The organism is Streptomyces sp. NPDC014891, assembly GCF_043081085.1.
In the GTDB taxonomy this organism is placed as follows: Bacteria; Actinomycetota; Actinomycetes; order Streptomycetales; family Streptomycetaceae; genus Streptomyces.
Genome location: NZ_JBIBWF010000005.1, coordinates 307936 through 326293, shown reverse-complemented (window position 1 = coordinate 326293; position 18358 = coordinate 307936). Strand labels below are relative to the sequence as shown.

The 18358-nt window shown below is 73.8% G+C and carries 15 protein-coding genes; 8 read left to right on the top strand and 7 right to left on the bottom strand.

Annotated features, from left to right (window positions below; all coding sequences use genetic code 11):
* Positions 1-34: 34 nt before the first annotated feature.
* Both ACF09E_RS16755 and pta read right to left on the bottom strand, forming a co-directional pair.
* Positions 35-1336: an acetate kinase gene (locus ACF09E_RS16755; protein WP_392205862.1), complete on the bottom strand. Its 1302-nt coding sequence runs from the start codon at positions 1334-1336 to the stop codon at positions 35-37.
* On the bottom strand, positions 1333-3426 hold the full coding sequence (gene pta, locus ACF09E_RS16750) for a phosphate acetyltransferase (protein WP_392205861.1): 2094 nt from the start codon (positions 3424-3426) through the stop codon (positions 1333-1335). Before pta ends, ACF09E_RS16755 begins: the two co-directional genes overlap by 4 nt.
* A gap of 345 nt (positions 3427-3771) precedes the next feature.
* Here pta and ACF09E_RS16745 point away from each other — a divergent pair, with 345 nt between their 5' ends.
* Positions 3772-4797, top strand: coding sequence for an ATP-dependent 6-phosphofructokinase (locus tag ACF09E_RS16745; RefSeq protein ID WP_392205860.1), 1026 nt, complete (start codon positions 3772-3774; stop codon positions 4795-4797).
* A 387-nt stretch (positions 4798-5184) separates the two neighbouring features.
* A complete protein-coding gene (locus ACF09E_RS16740) occupies positions 5185-6141 on the top strand; it encodes a hypothetical protein (RefSeq protein ID WP_392205859.1) in 957 nt (318 codons plus the stop codon).
* Positions 6142-6297: 156 nt separating this feature from the next.
* Here the strand turns inward: ACF09E_RS16740 and ACF09E_RS16735 are convergent, their stop codons facing one another.
* Complete coding sequence (locus ACF09E_RS16735; RefSeq protein WP_392205858.1) at positions 6298-7038, bottom strand: tyrosine-protein phosphatase; 741 nt, start codon at positions 7036-7038, stop codon at positions 6298-6300.
* Positions 7039-7195: 157 nt separating this feature from the next.
* Between ACF09E_RS16735 and ACF09E_RS16730 the strand changes: the two genes are divergently transcribed.
* Positions 7196-8437, top strand: coding sequence for a hypothetical protein (locus ACF09E_RS16730; protein WP_392205857.1), 1242 nt, complete (start codon positions 7196-7198; stop codon positions 8435-8437).
* Positions 8438-8487: 50 nt separating this feature from the next.
* Entirely contained in the window at positions 8488-8949 is a 462-nt protein-coding gene (locus ACF09E_RS16725; RefSeq protein WP_392205855.1) for a hypothetical protein, read from the top strand.
* 69 nt (positions 8950-9018) lie between these two features.
* Here ACF09E_RS16725 and ACF09E_RS16720 read toward each other — a convergent pair whose 3' ends face one another.
* The 3 genes from ACF09E_RS16720 to ACF09E_RS16710 all read right to left on the bottom strand — a co-directional run bounded on the left by ACF09E_RS16720 (position 9019) and on the right by ACF09E_RS16710 (position 12268).
* On the bottom strand, positions 9019-9630 hold the full coding sequence (locus tag ACF09E_RS16720) for a helix-turn-helix domain-containing protein (RefSeq protein WP_392206113.1): 612 nt from the start codon (positions 9628-9630) through the stop codon (positions 9019-9021).
* Positions 9631-9806: 176 nt separating this feature from the next.
* Complete coding sequence (locus ACF09E_RS16715) at positions 9807-10502, bottom strand: response regulator (RefSeq protein WP_392205854.1); 696 nt, start codon at positions 10500-10502, stop codon at positions 9807-9809.
* Positions 10499-12268 carry an ATP-binding protein gene (locus ACF09E_RS16710; protein WP_392205853.1) on the bottom strand — a complete coding sequence of 590 codons (1770 nt, stop codon included), beginning with the start codon at positions 12266-12268 and terminating at the stop codon, positions 10499-10501. Before ACF09E_RS16710 ends, ACF09E_RS16715 begins: the two co-directional genes overlap by 4 nt.
* Before the next feature lie 138 nt (positions 12269-12406).
* Here ACF09E_RS16710 and ACF09E_RS16705 point away from each other — a divergent pair, with 138 nt between their 5' ends.
* The 4 genes from ACF09E_RS16705 to ACF09E_RS16690 all read left to right on the top strand — a co-directional run bounded on the left by ACF09E_RS16705 (position 12407) and on the right by ACF09E_RS16690 (position 17327).
* Positions 12407-13828: a cation:dicarboxylate symporter family transporter gene (locus ACF09E_RS16705; protein WP_392205852.1), complete on the top strand. Its 1422-nt coding sequence runs from the start codon at positions 12407-12409 to the stop codon at positions 13826-13828.
* Positions 13829-14153: 325 nt separating this feature from the next.
* Positions 14154-14588: a MerR family transcriptional regulator gene (locus tag ACF09E_RS16700; protein WP_392205851.1), complete on the top strand. Its 435-nt coding sequence runs from the start codon at positions 14154-14156 to the stop codon at positions 14586-14588.
* On the top strand, positions 14585-14923 hold the full coding sequence (locus tag ACF09E_RS16695; RefSeq protein WP_392205850.1) for a thioredoxin family protein: 339 nt from the start codon (positions 14585-14587) through the stop codon (positions 14921-14923). Before ACF09E_RS16700 ends, ACF09E_RS16695 begins: the two co-directional genes overlap by 4 nt.
* Positions 14924-15080: 157 nt before the next feature.
* Complete coding sequence (locus ACF09E_RS16690) at positions 15081-17327, top strand: HelD family protein (RefSeq protein ID WP_392205849.1); 2247 nt, start codon at positions 15081-15083, stop codon at positions 17325-17327.
* Here the strand turns inward: ACF09E_RS16690 and ACF09E_RS16685 are convergent.
* Positions 17302-18213, bottom strand: coding sequence for a ScbA/BarX family gamma-butyrolactone biosynthesis protein (locus ACF09E_RS16685; RefSeq protein WP_392205848.1), 912 nt, complete (start codon positions 18211-18213; stop codon positions 17302-17304). The genes ACF09E_RS16690 and ACF09E_RS16685 overlap by 26 nt on opposite strands.
* Positions 18214-18358 lie beyond the last annotated feature (145 nt).

The following is an 18358-nucleotide window of genomic DNA, read 5'->3' as shown; positions in this document are numbered from 1 at the left end:
GAAAGTACAAATGGGCGCGGGGTCGCTCAGGCGTTCACTTCTCCGACCGCGTGTCCGACCGTGTACCCGGCCGGCCCCCGGGTACCGCTCCGCCCACGAGGGCGAAGGCCTGACGGGCGATCTCCAGCTCCTCGTCCGTCGGCACCACCGCGACCGCCACCCGCGCGTAGTCCGGCGAGATCAGCCGCGCCTCGCCGGACCGCACCGCGTTGAGGTCCGCGTCCACCGCGAGCCCCAGCTCCTCCAGGCCCGAGATCGCGGCCTCCCGCACCGGGGCCGCGTTCTCCCCGACCCCCGCCGTGAACGCCACCGCGTCCACCCGGCCGAGCACCGCGTAGTACGCCCCGATGTACTTCTTCAACCGGTGGACGTAGATGTCGAAGGCGAGCGCCGCCCGCTCGTCGCCCTCGTCCACCCGCCGGCGGATCTCCCGCATGTCATTGTCGCCGCAGAGCCCCACCAGGCCGGACCTCTTGTTCAGCAGCGTGTCGATCTCGTCGGCCGACATGCCCGCCACCCGCTTGAGGTGGAAGGTGACCGCCGGGTCGATGTCGCCCGAGCGGGTGCCCATCACCAGGCCCTCCAGCGGCGTCAGGCCCATCGAGGTGTCCACGCACCGGCCGCCCCGCACCGCCGAGGCCGACGCCCCGTTGCCCAGGTGCAGCACGATCACGTTCACCTCCTCCGGCTCCCGGCCGAGCAGCCGCGCCGTCTCCCGCGACACGTACGCGTGGGAGGTGCCGTGGAAGCCGTACCGCCGGATCCGGTGCGCGTCCGCCGTCTCGACGTCGATCGCGTACCGCGCCGCCGCCTCCGGCATCGTCGTGTGGAACGCCGTGTCGAAGACCGCGACCTGCGGCAGGTCGGGGCGGAGCGCCGCCGCCGTCCGGATGCCGGTCAGGTTCGCCGGGTTGTGCAGCGGCGCCACCGGCACGAGCCGCTCGATCTCCGCCAGCACCTCGTCGTCGATGACCGTCGGCTCGGTGAACCGCAGCCCGCCGTGCACCACCCGGTGACCGATCGCCGCCAGCTCGGGTGAGTCGAGCCCGAGCCCGTCCGCCGCCAGCTCCGCGGCGACCGCCTTCAGCGCGGCCGCGTGGTCGGTGATCGGGCCGGTCTGCTCGCGCTTCTCCCCGCCGCCGCCCTGGAGGGGGGTGTGCACCAGCCGCGAGGTCTCCTCGCCGATCCGCTCGACGAGCCCCTGGGCGAGCCGCTCGCCGTCGCGCATGTCGAGAAGCTGGTACTTCACCGAGGACGAACCGGAGTTGAGGACGAGCACCCGGGTGGGCCCGGCGGTGGGGGAGTCGGGAGAGGCGGGAGAGGGATGGGCGGTCATGCGGGGAGCTCCTGACCCTGGACGGGGACCTGGGACTGGATCGCCGTGATGGCGACCGTGTTGACGATGTCGCTGACGAGCGCGCCGCGCGAGAGGTCGTTCACCGGCTTGCGCAGACCCTGCAGCACGGGGCCGACGGCCACGGCGCCGGCCGAACGCTGCACGGCCTTGTAGGTGTTGTTGCCGGTGTTGAGGTCCGGGAAGATCAGCACGGTCGCCTGCCCCGCCACCTCCGAGTCCGGCAGCTTCGTCGCCGCTACCGAGGGCTCGACGGCGGCGTCGTACTGGATGGGCCCCTCGATCCGCAGTTCCGGGTGCGCCTCGCGGACCAGCTTCGTCGCCTCCCGCACCTTGTCCACGTCGGCGCCCGAACCCGAGGTGCCGGTCGAGTACGAGAGCATCGCGATCCTCGGCTCGACACCGAAGCGGGCCGCGGTGGCCGCCGACTGGACGGCGATGTCCGCGAGCTGCTCGGCGTTCGGATCCGGGTTGACCGCGCAGTCGCCGTACACGAGGACCCGGTCGGCGAGGCACATGAAGAACACCGAGGAGACGATCGAGGCGTCCGGCTTGGTCTTGATGATCTCGAACGCGGGCCGGATCGTCGCCGCCGTGGAGTGCACCGACCCCGACACCATGCCGTCGGCGAGGCCCTCCTGGACCATCAGCGTGCCGAAGTAGTTGACGTCGGACACGACGTCGTACGCCAGCTCCACCGTGACGCCCTTGTGGGCCCGCAGCGCCGCGTACTTCTCGGCGAACGTGTCGCGCAGCTCCGAGGTCGCCGGGTCGATCAGCTGCGTGTCGCCGAGCGCGATGCCCAGGTCGGCGGCCTTCTTGCGGACCACCTCGACGTCGCCGAGCAGGGTCAGGTCGCACACGTCGCGGCGCAGCAGTACGTCCGCGGCCCGCAGCACCCGCTCCTCGGTGCCCTCCGGCAGCACCACCCGGCGCCGGTCGGCGCGCGCCTGCTCGATGAGCTCGTGCTCGAACATCATCGGGGTGACCCGGCCGCTGCGCGCCACCGAGATCCGCTTGAGCAGGTCGGCCGTGTCCACGTGCCGCTCGAACAGGCCGAGGGCCGTCTCCGCCTTGCGCGGCGTGGCCGCGTTCAGCTTGCCCTCCAGGGCGAAGAGTTCGGTGGCGGTCGGGAAGCTGTTGCCCGGGACGGAGAGGACCGGGGTGCCCGGCGCGAGCCGGGCCGCCAGGGTCAGGATCTCGTCGCTCGGCCGCTCGTTCAGGGTGAGCAGCACCCCGGCGATCGGCGGGGTGCCGGCCGAGTGCGCGGCCAGTGCGCCGACGACCAGGTCGGCCCGGTCCCCGGGGGTGACGACCAGGCAGCCCGGCGTCAGGGCGTTGAGGAAGTTCGGCAGCATCGCTCCGCCGAAGACGAAGTCCAGCGCGTCGCGGGCGAGCCCCGCGTCGTCGCCGAGGACGACGGAGGCGCCCAGCGCGTGCTTGATCTGCGCGACCGTCGGCGCGGCGAGCGCCGGCTCGTCCGGCAGGACGGAGCAGGGCACCGGCAGCCGGGCGGCGAGCCGCTCGGCGATGACCTCGCGGTCCTCGCCCGCCACCCGGTTGACGATCATGGCGAGCACGTCGCAGCCCAGACCGTCGTACGCCCGGAAGGCGTTGCGCGCCTCGGCCCGCACGGACTCCGCCGACTGGCCCTTGCCGCCGACGACGGGTATGACCGAGGCGCCGAACTCGTTCGCGAGCCGGGCGTTGAGCGCCAGCTCGTCGGGGAGCTGGGTGGCGGCGAAGTCGGTGCCGAGGACGAGGACGACCTCGTAGTCCCGGGCCACCGTGTGGAAGCGGTCGACGAGCTGCGACACCAGCTCGTCGGTGCCCCGCTCGGCCTGCAGCGCGGAGGCCTCGTGGTAGTCCATGCCGTAGACCGTCGAGGCGTCCTGCGAGAGCCGGTAGCGGGTGCGCAGGAGGTCGAAGAGCCGGTCGGGGCCGTCGTGCACCAGCGGCCGGAACACCCCCACCCGGTCCACCTGGCGGGTGAGGAGCTCCATGACTCCCAGCTCGACGACCTGGCGGCCGTCACCGCGGTCGATCCCGGTCACGTACACGCTGCGCGTCACGCCGTGGTCTCCTGTCCAGTCCTGCGGAAGACGGGACTCACGGAGCGGGGGCGAGCGGCGCCCTCACGGCACGCTCGCGGCCCGTACGCCGACCGACGCCGTCGAACCTCGCGTCCATCGGCGGTGCTCAGAAAGCCCCGAAAGGGCGGCATTACCCCCTTGACAATACCCCCGCCGGTGGTTAGGCCGCCCGCCGGGCGAAGGGCCTCGGAGCCCGGGACCAAAGGCCTCCCCGGCCGTTCGGGGGCGGACGCGCGGAGCGTCCGTGAGCGCACCCCTCGGGCCGAACGTGTGAGAATCGCTGTGGCTCACCAAGGAACGCGACCGAGCAGGAGACACAGCACGATGCGCATCGGAGTTCTCACCGCAGGCGGCGACTGCCCCGGCCTGAACGCAGTGATCCGGTCGGTCGTGCACCGGGCGCTGACCGGCCACAATGACGAGGTCATCGGCTTCGAGGACGGGTTCAAGGGCCTCCTCGACGGCCACTTCCGCCCCCTCGACCTCAATGCCGTCAGCGGCATCCTGGCCCGCGGCGGCACCATCCTCGGATCGGCCCGCCTGGAGCGGAACCGGCTGGCCGAGGCCGCCGCGTCCGCCCCCGACCTGGCCCGCGAGTACGGCATCGACGTCCTCATCCCGATCGGCGGCGAGGGCACCCTGACCGCCGCCCGGATGCTCTCCGACGCGGGCATGCCCGTCGTCGGCGTCCCCAAGACGATCGACAACGACATCTCGTCCACGGACCGCACCTTCGGCTTCGACACCGCCGTCGGCGTCGCCACCGAGGCGATGGACCGTCTGAAGACCACCGCCGAGTCGCACCAGCGCGTGATGGTCGTCGAGGTGATGGGCCGCCACGCCGGCTGGATCGCCCTGGAGTCCGGCATGGCCGGCGGCGCGCACGGCATCTGCCTGCCCGAGCGCCCCTTCCAGGTCGACGACCTGGTCAAGATGGTCGAGGAGCGCTTCGCCCGCGGCAAGAAGTTCGCCGTCATCTGCGTCGCCGAGGGCGCCCATCCGGTCGAGGGCTCGATGGAGTACCAGAAGGGCGAGATCGACCAGTTCGGCCACGAGCGCTTCCAGGGCATCGGCAACCAGCTCGCCGTCGAGCTGGAGCGGCGCCTCGGCAAGGAGGCCCGCCCGGTCATCCTCGGCCACGTCCAGCGCGGCGGCACGCCGACCGCGTACGACCGGGTGCTCGCGACCCGCTTCGGCTGGCACGCGGTGGAGGCCGCGCACCGCGGCGAGTTCGGCCGGATGACGGCGCTGCGCGGCACGGGCGTCGAGATGGTCCCGCTGGCCGAGGCGGTCACCCGTCTGAAGACGGTCCCGGAGGACCGCATCCGCGAGGCGGAGTCGGTCTTCTAGCCCCGCGGCCGGACCCGCCGCCCGATCCCACGACGCGCGCCGCCGGTGACTCCGGCGGCCGTCCCGTCGGCCGTCGTGGGGCCGGCCTTCCGGTCCGGGGCCGTACGGCGCTCCGCGTGGGACCTTCGTCCCGAACCGTCCCGGATTCCGCCGGGACCCGCGCATACCCGAGTGGCCCCGACCGTCCCCCCGTGACGGTCGGGGCCACTCCGCTGTGCGCGGCGTCACCCCCGCGATTGCCGGGATCCACTCTTGAGCCCGAGGCCGGGATCAACAAGGCTGGGGCTTGTCCCGGACATGTCCCAACCCGTGTCCGGGGGAGTCCGGCGAAGTCCGGCAGGGGCGTGGCGGAGTCCGGCGGCGTGCGTCGGAGGGGGAGAGGCACGGATGGCACCGGGGCGGCACACCCCCGACCCGCGGGGCGCGCACACCCCCGCCGAGGCGTCCTCCTCGGGCGAGTTCCCGGCGGCGGCGCAGGCGCCGGAAACGGCGGAGGCGGCGGGGACGGATGCGCCGACGGCGGAGACGCCCGTGGCGTCGGCGGCTCCGGTGGCCGGGTCGGCCGCGGAAGCACCGCACGTCACCGGAGGCCGCGGGGCCGGAGCCATGGCGATCCCCGAGGGCCCCGGAGACGTCCCCGGCGGGCCGGAGCCGGTCGGGCCGCCGCCCTCCTGGCCCGTCGGCGAGGACACCGTCCGGCCGCCGGGGGACGCGTCCGGCACCCCGGCCCGCATACGACGCGCGCTCGTCGCCGCCGTCGCCGTGACCGGACTCGTCCTCGCCGGGTTCAGCGTCCTCGCCCTGCTCCGCGGCGGCGGCACGGGCCAGGCCGGCCGGCCGTCCGGCACCCCCACCGCGGCGGTCACCGCCGCCGTGGCGCCCGCCGCCGGAGACGTCCGCGTCCGGGTGGCCGGCACCGCCTTCTGTCTCGGCGAGCGGCGCGGCACCCGATCCGGACAGGTCCATCAAGTGCCGTGCACGGAACCGGACTTCCCCCGCTACTCGCTCGTCCGGGCGGGGGCCGGCCGGTGGCGGATCGCCTCCGACCACCCCGACTTCGGCCCCGGATGCTCCGGGATACCCTCCGGCGGCCGGATACCCGACGCCGCGTTCGAGGACTCCGGGTGCGGGGACCCCGGCCGGGTGGAGTCCTTCGCCCTGGAGCCGTACGTCCCTGCCGGGGGTGCCGTGCGCGGCTACCGGATCGTGCCGGTCGGCTCGGCGACCCGCGGCACCTGTGTCACCGTCGTCGGCGACCGCTCGGCCGCGGGGGCGCGACTGGCCCAGGCGCCCTGCGTGCCGGACGCGGCGGGCCAGCTCTTCTCCTTCGAGCGCCGGGACTGAGCCGCCGGCCGGCGCACCGCACCCGGACCGCCACCGACCGGCCGACACACCGCACCCCGAGCGCATCCGGACGGCGACCGGACGGCGCACGCCCCGAAGGCCCCCGGCCGGAAACCGGACGACCGCCGGCCTCGCGGTCAGGCCGACGTCAGCTCCCTAGGGCCGCTCGACCAGACGGGCCCTCAGGGCCGGCGCGACCGCCGGGTCGAGACCGACGTGGCCGGTGACGTACGCGTCCACCGAGCCGTGCCGCGCGCGCAGGTCCTCCAGGAACAGCCGGATGACGTCGGCGGGTGCCCGGCCGTAGGACGGCCAGCGGAGTGCGCGGCCCGGGTGGGCGGCGCGCCAGTCGGCGACCAGTCGTTCCGTGGCCCGTTCGGTCAGGGCGAAGTCCGTCAGGATGTCCTCGTCGGGAACGCCCAGGAGGGAGAGGACGACGGCGGCGAGCAGCCCCGTCCGGTCCTTCCCGGAGGCGCAGTGGAAGACGAGCGGGCCGTCGGCGGCGGCGATGACCTCCAGGGCCGTACGGAGCTCCACCGCGCCGTCCTCGGCGACCTCGGCGAACCGGTCGGCGAGGTAGCGCCAGGGGTCGAGCTCCGGGTCGATCTCCGCCTGGTCGTAGGGGCGGTGCTCGATGGAGAGGTTGTGCCAGGAGACCTCCTCGGTCTCCGGCAGGCGCCCCTTGGCCGCGATCTCCCACGGGTAGCGCAGGTCGATCACCGTGGTCACGCCGAGCGCGCGGAAGCGTTCCAGATCGGCGGGGTCGGGGCCCGCGAGCTTGGCGAGGGAGTCGGAGCGGTAGAGGGTCTCCCACCGCACGGTCCCGCCGTCGGTGGTCCGATAGCCGCCCAGGTCACGGAAGTTGTGGAGGCGTTGGAACGGGATGTGTCGTCTCACCGCGCCAATGTACGTGCCGGGCAGCGGCATTCGAGAGTCCCCGGCCGTGGCCGTCCGCCGGCGCCACAGGGCGCCGCACGCGTCGAGGGGCGGCGGATGCGTGTCACATACAATCTGCCCTGCGGTCCGCTCCGGGCCGCAGGGGAGGGACTTCTTCGTGGCTCATTCGGATCTCATCGACCTGACCGGACCCTGGGGCCGGATCCTCAGCGGTACGCCCCTGAATCACGAGACCCATACGCGGGCGGGCCAGTCCATGGCCGTCGACCCCGTCACGCACGAGCTCTTCGTGGTGCAGGTGCGGGGCGTGCCCACGGACGGGGACCTGTGCGTCTACCGCATGGACCGCAGGACCGGGCGTCCGATCGACACCATGCACCTCACCGGCTTCGGCCACGGGAACCAGATCGGCGCGCAGCACCTCGACGGCACCACCCATCTCTGGACGGACGCCGGGCCGCTGTCCGGCGACTACGGCACCCGGGTCGCCCGGGTCCCCTACCGCCCGGGGCAGACGCTCTCCCCGTCCTCGCCCGGGGTGACGGCGCCCTTCCGCCCCACGCCCGACGCCGAGCAGTCCTCGCCGAACGTCGACCCGATCCACCACCGCCTCACGGTCCGGTACATCACCGGTGCGGCGGGCGCGGAGCGGGTCTTCTTCCGCCAGTACCCCATCGACCCGGTCACCGGCGCGGTCACCTGGACCGCGACGAGGACGATCGAGCTGCCCCTCGGCGGGTTCTTCGTGAACCACAAGTCGCCCACCCCGCAGGGGTTCGCGTCGCTGGGCGAGTACCTCTACCTCTACACGGGCAGTCCCGAGAAGAACAACACCCACATCACCGCGGTGTCCTGGGCGGACGGCTCCTTCGTCGCGGGGCCCCAGCACATCACCGCCGTGCCCGGCCTCGACCGCCGGGAGCCGGAGGGCATGTGCATCGAGCCGATGGGCGACGAGGCGCGGCTCCTGTTCGGCTTCAGCGGCAGCCTCACCACTCCGCGCGAGGCCACGATCTGCTTCCTCTCGACGGACGCGCCGGTGCAGGGCGTGAAGCTCCTGACGGACTGGACCCCGCTCACCGGGGTGTCCGGAGCGACCCCGCAGACGGGTCTGATGAGCCCGCGCGGGCGCCTGGTCTCGCTGGCCGGGACCACCTTCCTCCAGCTCCGCGGCGGCTTCGACTGCGACATCACCGCCGAGGGCCCGTTCGCCCAGCTCCCGCCGACGCTGACCCCCAGCCGTACGGTCAGGGCCGAGGTCACCCGCAACAACCAGGGCGGCCGCTGCGTCTGCCGCGTGGAGGTCGACTCCCGCGGAAGGCTCTCCGTGTTCGGCCCGACGGCCGACAACCGGATCACCTGGATCGGTCTCGACAACTTCTCCGCGGCCTGGCGCTGACGGCCCGTCCGCACGCCCGCCGCCTTCCTTTCGCTCCCGGAGGACCCACCATGCCCCGCAACGGCACCAGCCGCCGCAGCCTGCTCACCGCCGCCGTCGCCGTCCCCGCGGCGACCCTCGGCACCCCCCTGCTCGCCACCCCCGCCGCGGCCGACGCCCCCGGCGGCATCGTCGTCGTCCACGACTGGCAGCCGCTCACCCTGGCCTCGGGGGTCACCGCCGCCGTGGACGTCCCGGCCGTCCGCGTCGTGAAGATCGCCGGTACGGACTTCCTCCAGATGCGCGGCGGATTCACCGGCCAGTTCACGGCCGACACCGTGATCGGCGCCATGCCGACGACGATCACGGTGCCCAAGGTGGTCCGCGCGGTCTGTCCCCGCAACAACTCCGCCGGCATCAACTCCTGCCGCGTGGAGGTCCACACGACCGGCCGCGTCACGGTGTTCGGCGGCACGGCCGCCAACGACATCACCTGGGTCACGCTCGACAGCTACTCGGCCGTCCTCGCCTGAGCCCCGCGCCCCGGGGCCGTGGACACGGATCGGGCGCCGACGGCCGCCGTCGCCCGATCCCCGAGCCCCTCAGGCGCCGACGGCCGCCCAGAAGTGGCCGGTGATGTCGTCGAGGTAGGCCCGGCCCTCGTTGCCGGTGCCGCCCGAGGCGCCCCAGCTGCTCGTCGCCGCCATCCGGGCGTGGTAGTCGGCGTGCAGCTGCTGGAGCACGCGCTCCAGGGTCTGCCGGGGCAGCGGCAGCAGCTTCACGGCCGGCTTCACGTAGGCCTGCCAGCGGTGGGTGGTGGCGGCGTTCCGCAGCAGCTCCGCGAGGGCCTCGTCGCCGCCCGTGGCGGTGATCAGGGCGCGCGGCCCGAGCCCGAGCACCTCGGCCAGCGCGGCCGTCTGGCGCTCGGTGCCGCGCCAGCTGCCCTCGTCCTCCATGCGCTGGTACGCGGCGGCCGCGACACCGATCCGCCGGGCCAGCTCCTCCGGGGCGAGACCGCGCGCCATCCGGTGCTCGCGCAGCGTCGAGGCGGCGGAGATGAGCTCGGCGGGGGCGCACCACAGGACGCCCGCGAGCGCGGTGAGCTCCTGCTCGCTCGGGAGCAGGCGGCCGCGTTCCCAGGCGACGACGGTGTCGGGGGTGACGAAGAGGCCGTACTGCGCGCGCAGGCCGTACGCGACGTGACCGTGGGCCATGCCGAGACCCTCGCGCAGGCGTCGCGCGGCCAGGGCGTTGAAGGGTGGGGAGGGTTGGTGCACCCGGTCACCGTAGAGCGGAGGGTGACGGCTGGCTACGGTGCGTTCCCCCAACATGCGAAGTCGTAGGAACATGGGAACCGGTCGGTAACCGCGGGTGGTGGGCTTCGGGACGATCAGTGACCGCGGGCCGGTCCCTCCAGCCAGCGGTACTGGAGCTCCGGCCGGCCGATCTGCCCGTACTGCGGGGCGCGTACGGCCCGCCCCTCGGTGACCAGGTGTTCCAGGTACCGGCGGGCCGTGATCCGGGAGATCCCGACGGCGGTTCCGGCCTCGGCCGCGGTGAGCCCGCCGGGCGTGGACCGCAGGGTCCGCGTGACGGACTCCAGGGTGGGCGCGCTCAGCCCCTTGGGGAGCGTCGTCGGGTGCGGGGCCCGGAGGGTGGCGAGCGCGCGGTCGACCTCGTCCTGCCCGGAGGCCTCGCCCGCGGTCGCCCGGAACTCGGCGTACCGGGCGAGCCGGTCCCGCAGGGTCGCGAAGGCGAAGGGCTTCAGGACGTACTGGACGACGCCGAGCGACACGCCCTCGCGGACGACCGCCAGGTCGCGGGCGGAGGTCACGGCGATCACGTCCGCCGAGTGCCCGGCGGCGCGCAGCGCGCGCAGGAGCTGCAGTCCGTGGCCGTCGGGGAGGTAGAGGTCGAGCAGGATCAGGTCCACGGGGGTCCGCTCCAGGGCGCGCACGGCGGCGGCCCGGGAGTGCGCGACGCCGACGACGGTGAAGCCGTCGACCCGCCCCGCGTAGAGGGCGTGGGCGTCCGCGGCGACCGGATCGTCCTCGACGACGAGCACCCGCAGGGGAGGCGCGCTCACGCCACCACCTCCGGGGCGTCGTGCGGCGGCCGTCCGCCGGAGCCGGGGGGTGTCGTGCCGGGGTCGCCGCCGGAGCCGGAGGGTGTCCTGCCGGGGGCGCCGCCGGGGCCGGAGTGTCCGGCGGGGCGGGTGCGCGCGCCGTCCCGGGGCGGCGGCACCGGGGCCGTGTCCGGCCCGGGCGCCGGCAGGGGAAGCCGTACGGTGAACTTCGCCCCGCCCTCCTCCGCGTCCGCCACGTCGAGCGTGCCCGCGGCACGCGACACCGCCTGGCCCACCAGGGCCAGGCCCAGCCCCCGGCCGGGGCCCCGGGTCGTCCAGCCCCGGCCGAGGACCGCGTCGCGGTCGGCCGGGCGGACGCCGGGACCGGTGTCGGCGACCCGCAGGAGCAGCTCGCCGTCCCCCGCACGCGCCGCGACCGTCACGGTCACCCGCGCCTGCGGGCTGCCACCCGCGGCCTCCACCGCGTTGTCGATCAGGTTGCCGAGGATCGTCACCAGGTCCCGGGACGGCAGGGCCGCCGGCACCAGGCCGTCGTCGATGCGGCTGTCCTCGGTGAGGACCAGCTCCACGCCCCGCTCGTTCGCCTGCGCCGCCTTGCCCAGCAGCAGGGCCGCCAGCACCGGCTCGCCGACCGCGTCCACGACCCGGTCGGTCAGCGCCTGGGCCAGCTCCAGCTCGGCCGTCGCGAACTCCACCGCCTCCTGGACCCGGCCCAGCTCGATGAGGGACACGACCGTGTGCAGCCGGTTCGCCGCCTCGTGCGCCTGCGAGCGGAGCGCCTCCGTGAACCCCCGCTCCGAGTCCAACTCCCCGGAGAGAGACTGGAGTTCGGTGCGGTCCCGCAGGGTCGCGACCGTGCCGCGGCGCTCGCCCCCCACCACCGGCCGGGTGTTCACCACCAGGACCCGGTCCGCCGTCAGATGGGTCTCGTCGACCCGCGGCTCCGAGGACAGCAGCGCGCCGGTGAGCGACGCGGGGAGGCCGAGTTCGGCGGCCGGACGGCCGACGACCCCGTCGTCCAGACCGAGCAGCTCCCGCGCCCCGTCGTTGATGAGCGCGATCCGCCGCCCTCCGTCGAGCATCACGAGCCCCTCGCGGACCGCGTGCAGCGCGGCCTCGTGGTAGTCGTGCATCCGGCTCAGCTCCGTCGCGTTCATGCCGTGGGTGTGGCGCCGCAGCCGGGCGTTGACCACGTACGTCCCCGCCCCGCCGAGCGCGAGCGCGGCACCCGCCATCCCCAGCAGCGCGGTGACCTGCTCCCGTACCTGCTCGCTGATCTTGTCGATGGTGATCCCGGCGCTGACCAGCGCGACGACGCGACCGCCGTCGAAGACGGGCGCCACCGTCCGCACGGAGGGACCGAGCACCCCCAGGTGCGTCTCGGAGTACGTCCGGCCCGCCGCCGCCTCCTCGATGTGACCGAGGTACGTCCGGCCGATCTGTTCCGGCTCGGGGTGGGTCCAGCGGGTACCGTCCGGCGCCATGATCACCACGAAGGCCACGCCCGCGTGGCGGCGCAGGGCCTCGGCGTACGGCTGGAGCACCGCCGTGGGCTCGGCCGACCGGGCCGCGGCGACCACCGAGGGCGAGTCGGCGACGGCCGCGGCGGTGGCCGTGGACTGGCGCCGCGCGGTCTCCTCGGCCTGCGCCCGGTCCGTGAGGTAGGCGAAGACCGCGCACCCGGCCACGACGACGGCCACGAGCACGACCTGCATCGCGAAGAGCTGGCCGGCGAGGCTGCGGGGACGGGGGAGGGGGAGACGCATGCGGGTAAGTGTGCACGTGGGACCGTGCGCCGGCGCATCGCGTTCCCGAATCGTGCCCTGGCCGGGCCGCCCGTCCCTCCCTCCGTACCTTTCGGTCGTGAACGAAACGTACGCAACCGTGACCCCGGTCACAGGCTGATGGATGCTCTCGGAGTCCACCGGGACGTGGACACCCATCAGCACGAGGAGGACCCCGTGGCCGCACGACGGGACCGTACGCACTATCTCTATCTGGCCGTGATCGGAGCCGTGGTGCTCGGCATCGCGGTCGGCTTCCTGGCGCCCGGCGTCGCCGTCGAGCTGAAGCCGCTGGGCACCGGCTTCGTGAACCTGATCAAGATGATGATCTCGCCGATCATCTTCTGCACGATCGTGCTCGGCGTCGGATCGGTCCGGAAGGCCGCGAAGGTCGGCGCCGTCGGCGGCCTCGCCCTCGGCTACTTCCTCCTGATGTCGACCGTCGCGCTCGGGATCGGCCTCGTCGTCGGCAACCTCCTGGAGCCCGGCTCCGGGCTGCACCTCACCAAGGAGCTGGCCGAGGCGGGCGCCAAGCAGGCCGAGGGCGCGAGCGAGTCCACGCCGGACTTCCTGCTCGGGATCATCCCCACGACCATCGTCTCCGCCTTCACCGAGGGCGAGGTGCTCCAGACCCTCCTCGTCGCCCTGCTGGCCGGCTTCGCGCTCCAGGCGATGGGGGCGGCGGGCGAACCGGTGCTGCGCGGGATCGGCCACATCCAGCGGCTCGTCTTCCGCATCCTCGGCATGATCATGTGGGTCGCGCCGGTCGGCGCGTTCGGCGCGATCGCGGCCGTCGTCGGTGCGACCGGCGTCGACGCGCTGAAGTCCCTCGCCGTCATCATGATCGGCTTCTACCTGACCTGCGCGATCTTCGTGTTCGTGGTCCTCGGGGCGCTGCTCAGGGTGGTCGCCGGGCTCAACATCTGGAGCCTCCTGAAGTACCTGGGCCGCGAGTTCCTGCTGATCCTCTCCACCTCCTCGTCCGAGTCCGCGCTGCCGCGGCTCATCGCCAAGATGGAGCACCTCGGGGTCAGCAAGCCGGTCGTCGGCATCACCGTGCCGACCGGCTACTCCTTCAACCTCGACGGCACCGCGATCTACCTCACGATGGCCTCGCTCTTCGTCGCCGAGGCGATGGGCGACCCGCTCTCCGTGGGCGAGCAGATCTCCCTCCTCGTCTTCATGATCATCGCTTCGAAGGGTGCGGCGGGCGTCACCGGCGCCGGTCTCGCCACCCTCGCGGGCGGACTCCAGTCGCACCGCCCCGAGCTGGTCGACGGGGTCGGCCTGATCGTCGGCATCGACCGCTTCATGAGCGAGGCGCGCGCCCTGACCAACTTCGCGGGCAACGCCGTCGCCACGGTCCTCGTCGGCACCTGGACGAAGGAGATCGACCGGGAGCGCGTGGCGGAGGTGCTCGCGGGGCGGGTGCCGTTCGACGAGAAGACGCTGGTGGACGACCACGCGCCGGCCGGTGACGGGACCCCGGTGCCCGACCAGCGGGCCGAGGAGGGCGAGGAGAAGGCGCGCGCGGGCGTCTGAGGACCGGGGGCGGGGCGGGCCCACTGCCTGTACCGCCCGCGGAGTCCCCGACGCCGGGGGCCCGGCCCTGGTTTCGGGACGGCCCGCGGTGGGGGAGGAAGCCGGGCAGCGGCACCTGATTCCCCACCCCGCCCGAACCCGCCGCTCCTGTCGCCCCCCGCCCCCCCGCACACCCCCCCACAGTCAGGTCCCGGGCCTTGAGCCGGATCCGGGGCCGGAGGGAAGGGCGCCCTCCGAACGGGGGCGCCCTCCTGCAACACCCGTCCCGGGGCGCCCCCGGTCCGGTCCTTGCCTTGACGTCGGCGTCAAGGCGTACGTTCGGCGCATGCGCATCGGAGAGCTCGCCGAGCGGGCCGGCACGACCACACGGACTCTGCGCTACTACGAGTCCCGTGGCCTGCTGGCCGCCCGGCGCACGGAGAACGGCCACCGCACCTACGACGAGGGCGACCTGCGCCTCCTCCGCCAGATCAGGACCCTGCAGGACTTCGGGTTCGAGCTGGAGGAGACGCGGCCGTTCGTCGACTGCCTGCGCGCCGGGCATCCGGCGGGGGACTCCTGTCCCGCGTCGATCGCCGTCTACCGGCGGAAGGTCGCCGAGCTGGACGGGCTGATCGACGAGCTGCGGGCGGTGCGGGCCGAGGTGGGCGCCCAGCTGCTGCGGGCCGAGGCGGAGCTGCCGCACGGTCCGGAGCCCCGGTGCGAGCTCGGTGCGGAACGGTACGGGGAAGCGGCGACGACGGAGGGACGACAGACATGACGACGTACACGGAAGAGGTGGCCGAGGTCACCGACGCCGACTTCGCGACCGAGGTGCTGGCCGCCGCGCGACCGGTCCTGGTGAAGTTCACCGCGGAGTGGTGCGGGCCCTGCCGGCAGCTCACCCCGGTGCTCGCCGCGCTCGCGGCGGAGGAGGCGGAGCGGCTCCGGATCGTCGAGATCGACGTCGACCGGAACCCGGGGACCACGGCGGCGTACGGGGTCCTCGCGACCCCCACCCTCATGGTCTTCCGGGCGGGCGAGCCCGTGAAGGCGATCGTCGGCGCCCGGCCGAAGCGCCGCCTGCTGCAGGATCTGGAGGACGTCCTCGGGTAGGGCGGACCGGCCGCCTTTTCGGCAGGGCATACGGAAATACCCCGACTACAATTGACAGTCGGGGTATTTCATCGCGTATATTAATGAATTCTGCGCCCGGATTCACCACGGGCGCAGAGAAGTTCAATAAACGCACTGTATCGCGCCGGGAGTCGAATTGTCAACCGAGGAATTTCGGAACGAACAGCAATTCATCACCGAACTGTACGCGCGCCTCGACGACCTGAGGGACCAGGCCGAGGCGGCCGTCGAGCGTGCCCTGCGCACCCCGGGCGTCGGCGGCAACCAGGGCCGGCTCGAACGGGACGTCATGGTCGCCGAGCAGTCCGGACTGCTCGCCGCGCTCAACGCGGGGGAGAGCGGGCTCTGCTTCGGCCGCCTCGTCTTCAAGGACGGGCGCGACCACCACATCGGCCGGCTCGGGATCCGGGAGGACGACGCGCACCGCACCCCGCTGGTCGTCGACTGGCGCGCCGAGGTCGCCCGGCCCTTCTACCTCGCCACCGGGTACGAGCCGATGGGGCTCTCCCGCCGACGCCACATCAGCACCCTCGGCCGGACGGTCACGGCCCTGCACGACGAGGTGCTCGACCTCGCCGACGCCACCCGCACCGGACACGAGAGCAGGGACGCCGACGAGGTCCTGCTCGCCTCGCTCGACGCCGCCCGCACCGGCCGGATGCACGACATCGTGCAGACCATCCAGGCCGAACAGGACGCCATCATCCGCTCCCCGCACCGCGGGGTCCTGGTCGTCGAGGGCGGCCCCGGCACCGGCAAGACGGCCGTCGCCCTGCACCGCGCCGCCTACCTCCTCTACGCCCACCGCGAGCAGCTCGCCAAGCGGGCCGTCCTCATCGTCGGCCCCAACCCCGCCTTCCTCGGCTACATCGGCAATGTCCTCCCTTCCCTCGGGGAGACCGGCGTCCTCCTGGCCACCCCCGCCGAGCTCTTCCCCGGCGTACGGGCCACCGGCACCGACACGCCCCGCGCCGCCGCCGTCAAGGGCTCGGCCGCCATGGCCGAGGCGCTCGCCGCGGCGGTCCGCGACCGCCAGCAGGTCCCCGGGCGCGGCGAGCCGCTGATCGTCCCGCACGAGGACGGCGACCTGGTCATCGACTGGGACATGGCCCTGGAGGCCCGCCACAAGGCCCGCGAGACGGCCCTCCCGCACAACCTCGCCCGCCCCTACTTCGTCTTCCGGATCCTCGACGCGCTCGCCGAGCAGCTCGCCGACCGGATCGGCGCCGACCCGTACGGCGGCCCCAACTTCCTCGGCCCGGACGACATCGCCCTGCTCGCCAAGGGCATCGCGGGCAACCCCGACGTGTACGCGGCGATCGACACCCTCTGGCCCGCGCTCACCCCGCAGGACTTCCTCGCCGACTACCTGGCCGAACCCACCCACCTGGCCGACGCGGACGACCTCCGCGCGATCCGGCGCGACGGCGGCGCCTGGACGCCCGCCGACGTGCCGCTGCTCGACGAGGCCGCCGAACTCCTCGGCGAGGACGACTCGGCGGCCCGGGCCGCCCAGGAGGCCGAGCGCCAGAAGCAGATCCAGTACGCGCAGGGCGTCCTCGACGTCTCCTACGCCTCCCGCACCTACGAGTTCGAGGACAAGGAGGAGCACGACAAGGACGCCTCCGAGGTGCTCTCCGCCCACGACATCATCGACGCCGAGCGCTTCGCCGAGCGCCACGAGGAGGCCGACCACCGCACCGCCGCCGAACGCGCCGCCGCCGACCGCACCTGGGCCTTCGGGCACATCATCGTCGACGAGGCCCAGGAGCTCTCCGCGATGGCCTGGCGGCTCCTCATGCGCCGCAGCCCCAGCCGCTCGATGACCCTGGTCGGCGACCCCGCCCAGACCGGCGACCCGGCCGGCGTCGGGGCCTGGGAGCAGATCCTCGCCCCGTACGTGGAGGACCGCTGGGAACTGGTCCGGCTCGGCGTCAACTACCGCACGCCCGCCGAGATCATGGCCGTCGCGGCCGCGGTGCGGCGGGCCGACGACCCGGGCTTCGAGCCGCCGAGCTCGGTGCGGTCCACCGGGGTGGAGCCCTGGGACCGTACGGTGGACGACCCGGTCAAGGAGGCCGCCGACGCGGTCGCGAACGAGCTGCGCGAGGAGGGCCGGATCGCGGTCATCGCCCCGCCCGAGCTGCACCCCGGGCTGATCGCCGCCCTGCCGGACGCCGCGTACGGCCCGGCCCCCGACCTCACCCGGCCGGTCGTGCTCCTCGACCCCCGGCAGGCGAAGGGCCTGGAGTTCGACACCGTCCTGGTCGTCGACCCGGAGGCCGTCGTGGCCGGGGCCGCGCACGGGACGAACGACCTGTACGTGGCGCTGACCCGGGCGACCCAGCGGCTCGGGATCATCCGGTCCGCAGCGCGCACGTGAAGAGCCGCGCCCCGTCCTGGTAGCCGGTGACCTCGAACGCCCCGGCCTCCGTCGCGGCGCCGTCGCCGCCCGCGGGCACCGCCCGGAGCAGACAGGGGCCGCCGTGGAACTCGGCGTACCGGTCGAAGGCGATCCGCAGGGAGACCGGCAGGCACGGGCGGGGCCACACGGCCGCCGACACGGCCTGCCGGCCCGCCTCCAGGAAGAGCATCCCCGGTATGTGGTCGTTGGGCCGCTGGAAGAGGGTGGGGTGGGCGGTGTCGACGACCAGCTCCCACACCCCCTCCCGGCCGGTGGGGGCGAGGAGGACGTCGTCCACCCGCGCCCGCCCGGCGAGCGGCGCCGGGGCGCGGCGCGTCCACGGTCCGGGGCGCACGACCCCGGCCTCGACCCGTCCGCCGCGCAGTCTGCGGTAGGCGGCGCCGCCGGCGAACCGGGCCCGGGCGCCGCCCGTCGCCACCACCCCCGTCCCGCGCCGGACGGTCCACTCCACCAGCATCTCGGACAACTGGCCGCCCCGCAGGACGAGTTCGACGAACCGGATCTCGATGTCCGGAACTCCGCCCTTGACGTCGAGCCCCGCCGGGTCGCAGCTCAGCGAGATCTCGTTCAGCAGGATGTGCCGGGTCAGCGGCAGCCCGTGGACCGAGTGCAGGAGCGCCATCGTGGCCTGCCGCAGCGTCTCGACGACCAGGAGCGGGTCGTGGCACCGCTCCCCACCCCGGCGGACCGGGGTGAAGAACGGGTGGTCGGTGGGCCAGCTGGCCCGGACCGCGAAGCGCTCCCTCCCGTCGAGCGGTCGCCACTCGACGGGAAAGGTGTCCTCGCCGCGCACCCGGTGGCAGAGCTGCGGCGACAGACGCCGCTCGATGGTGTCCTGCGTCATGTGCCCGCCCATCTGGACCTGTCGGCCTGATCTGGAGAGCGAACATAGCCGAACAGCGGGCGATTTGCCCGAACGCGTGAACCATCAACTGAATGAGCGTCACTTATCGGACAGGTGGCGCTCTTTACCGCCTTGCCGGCGCCCG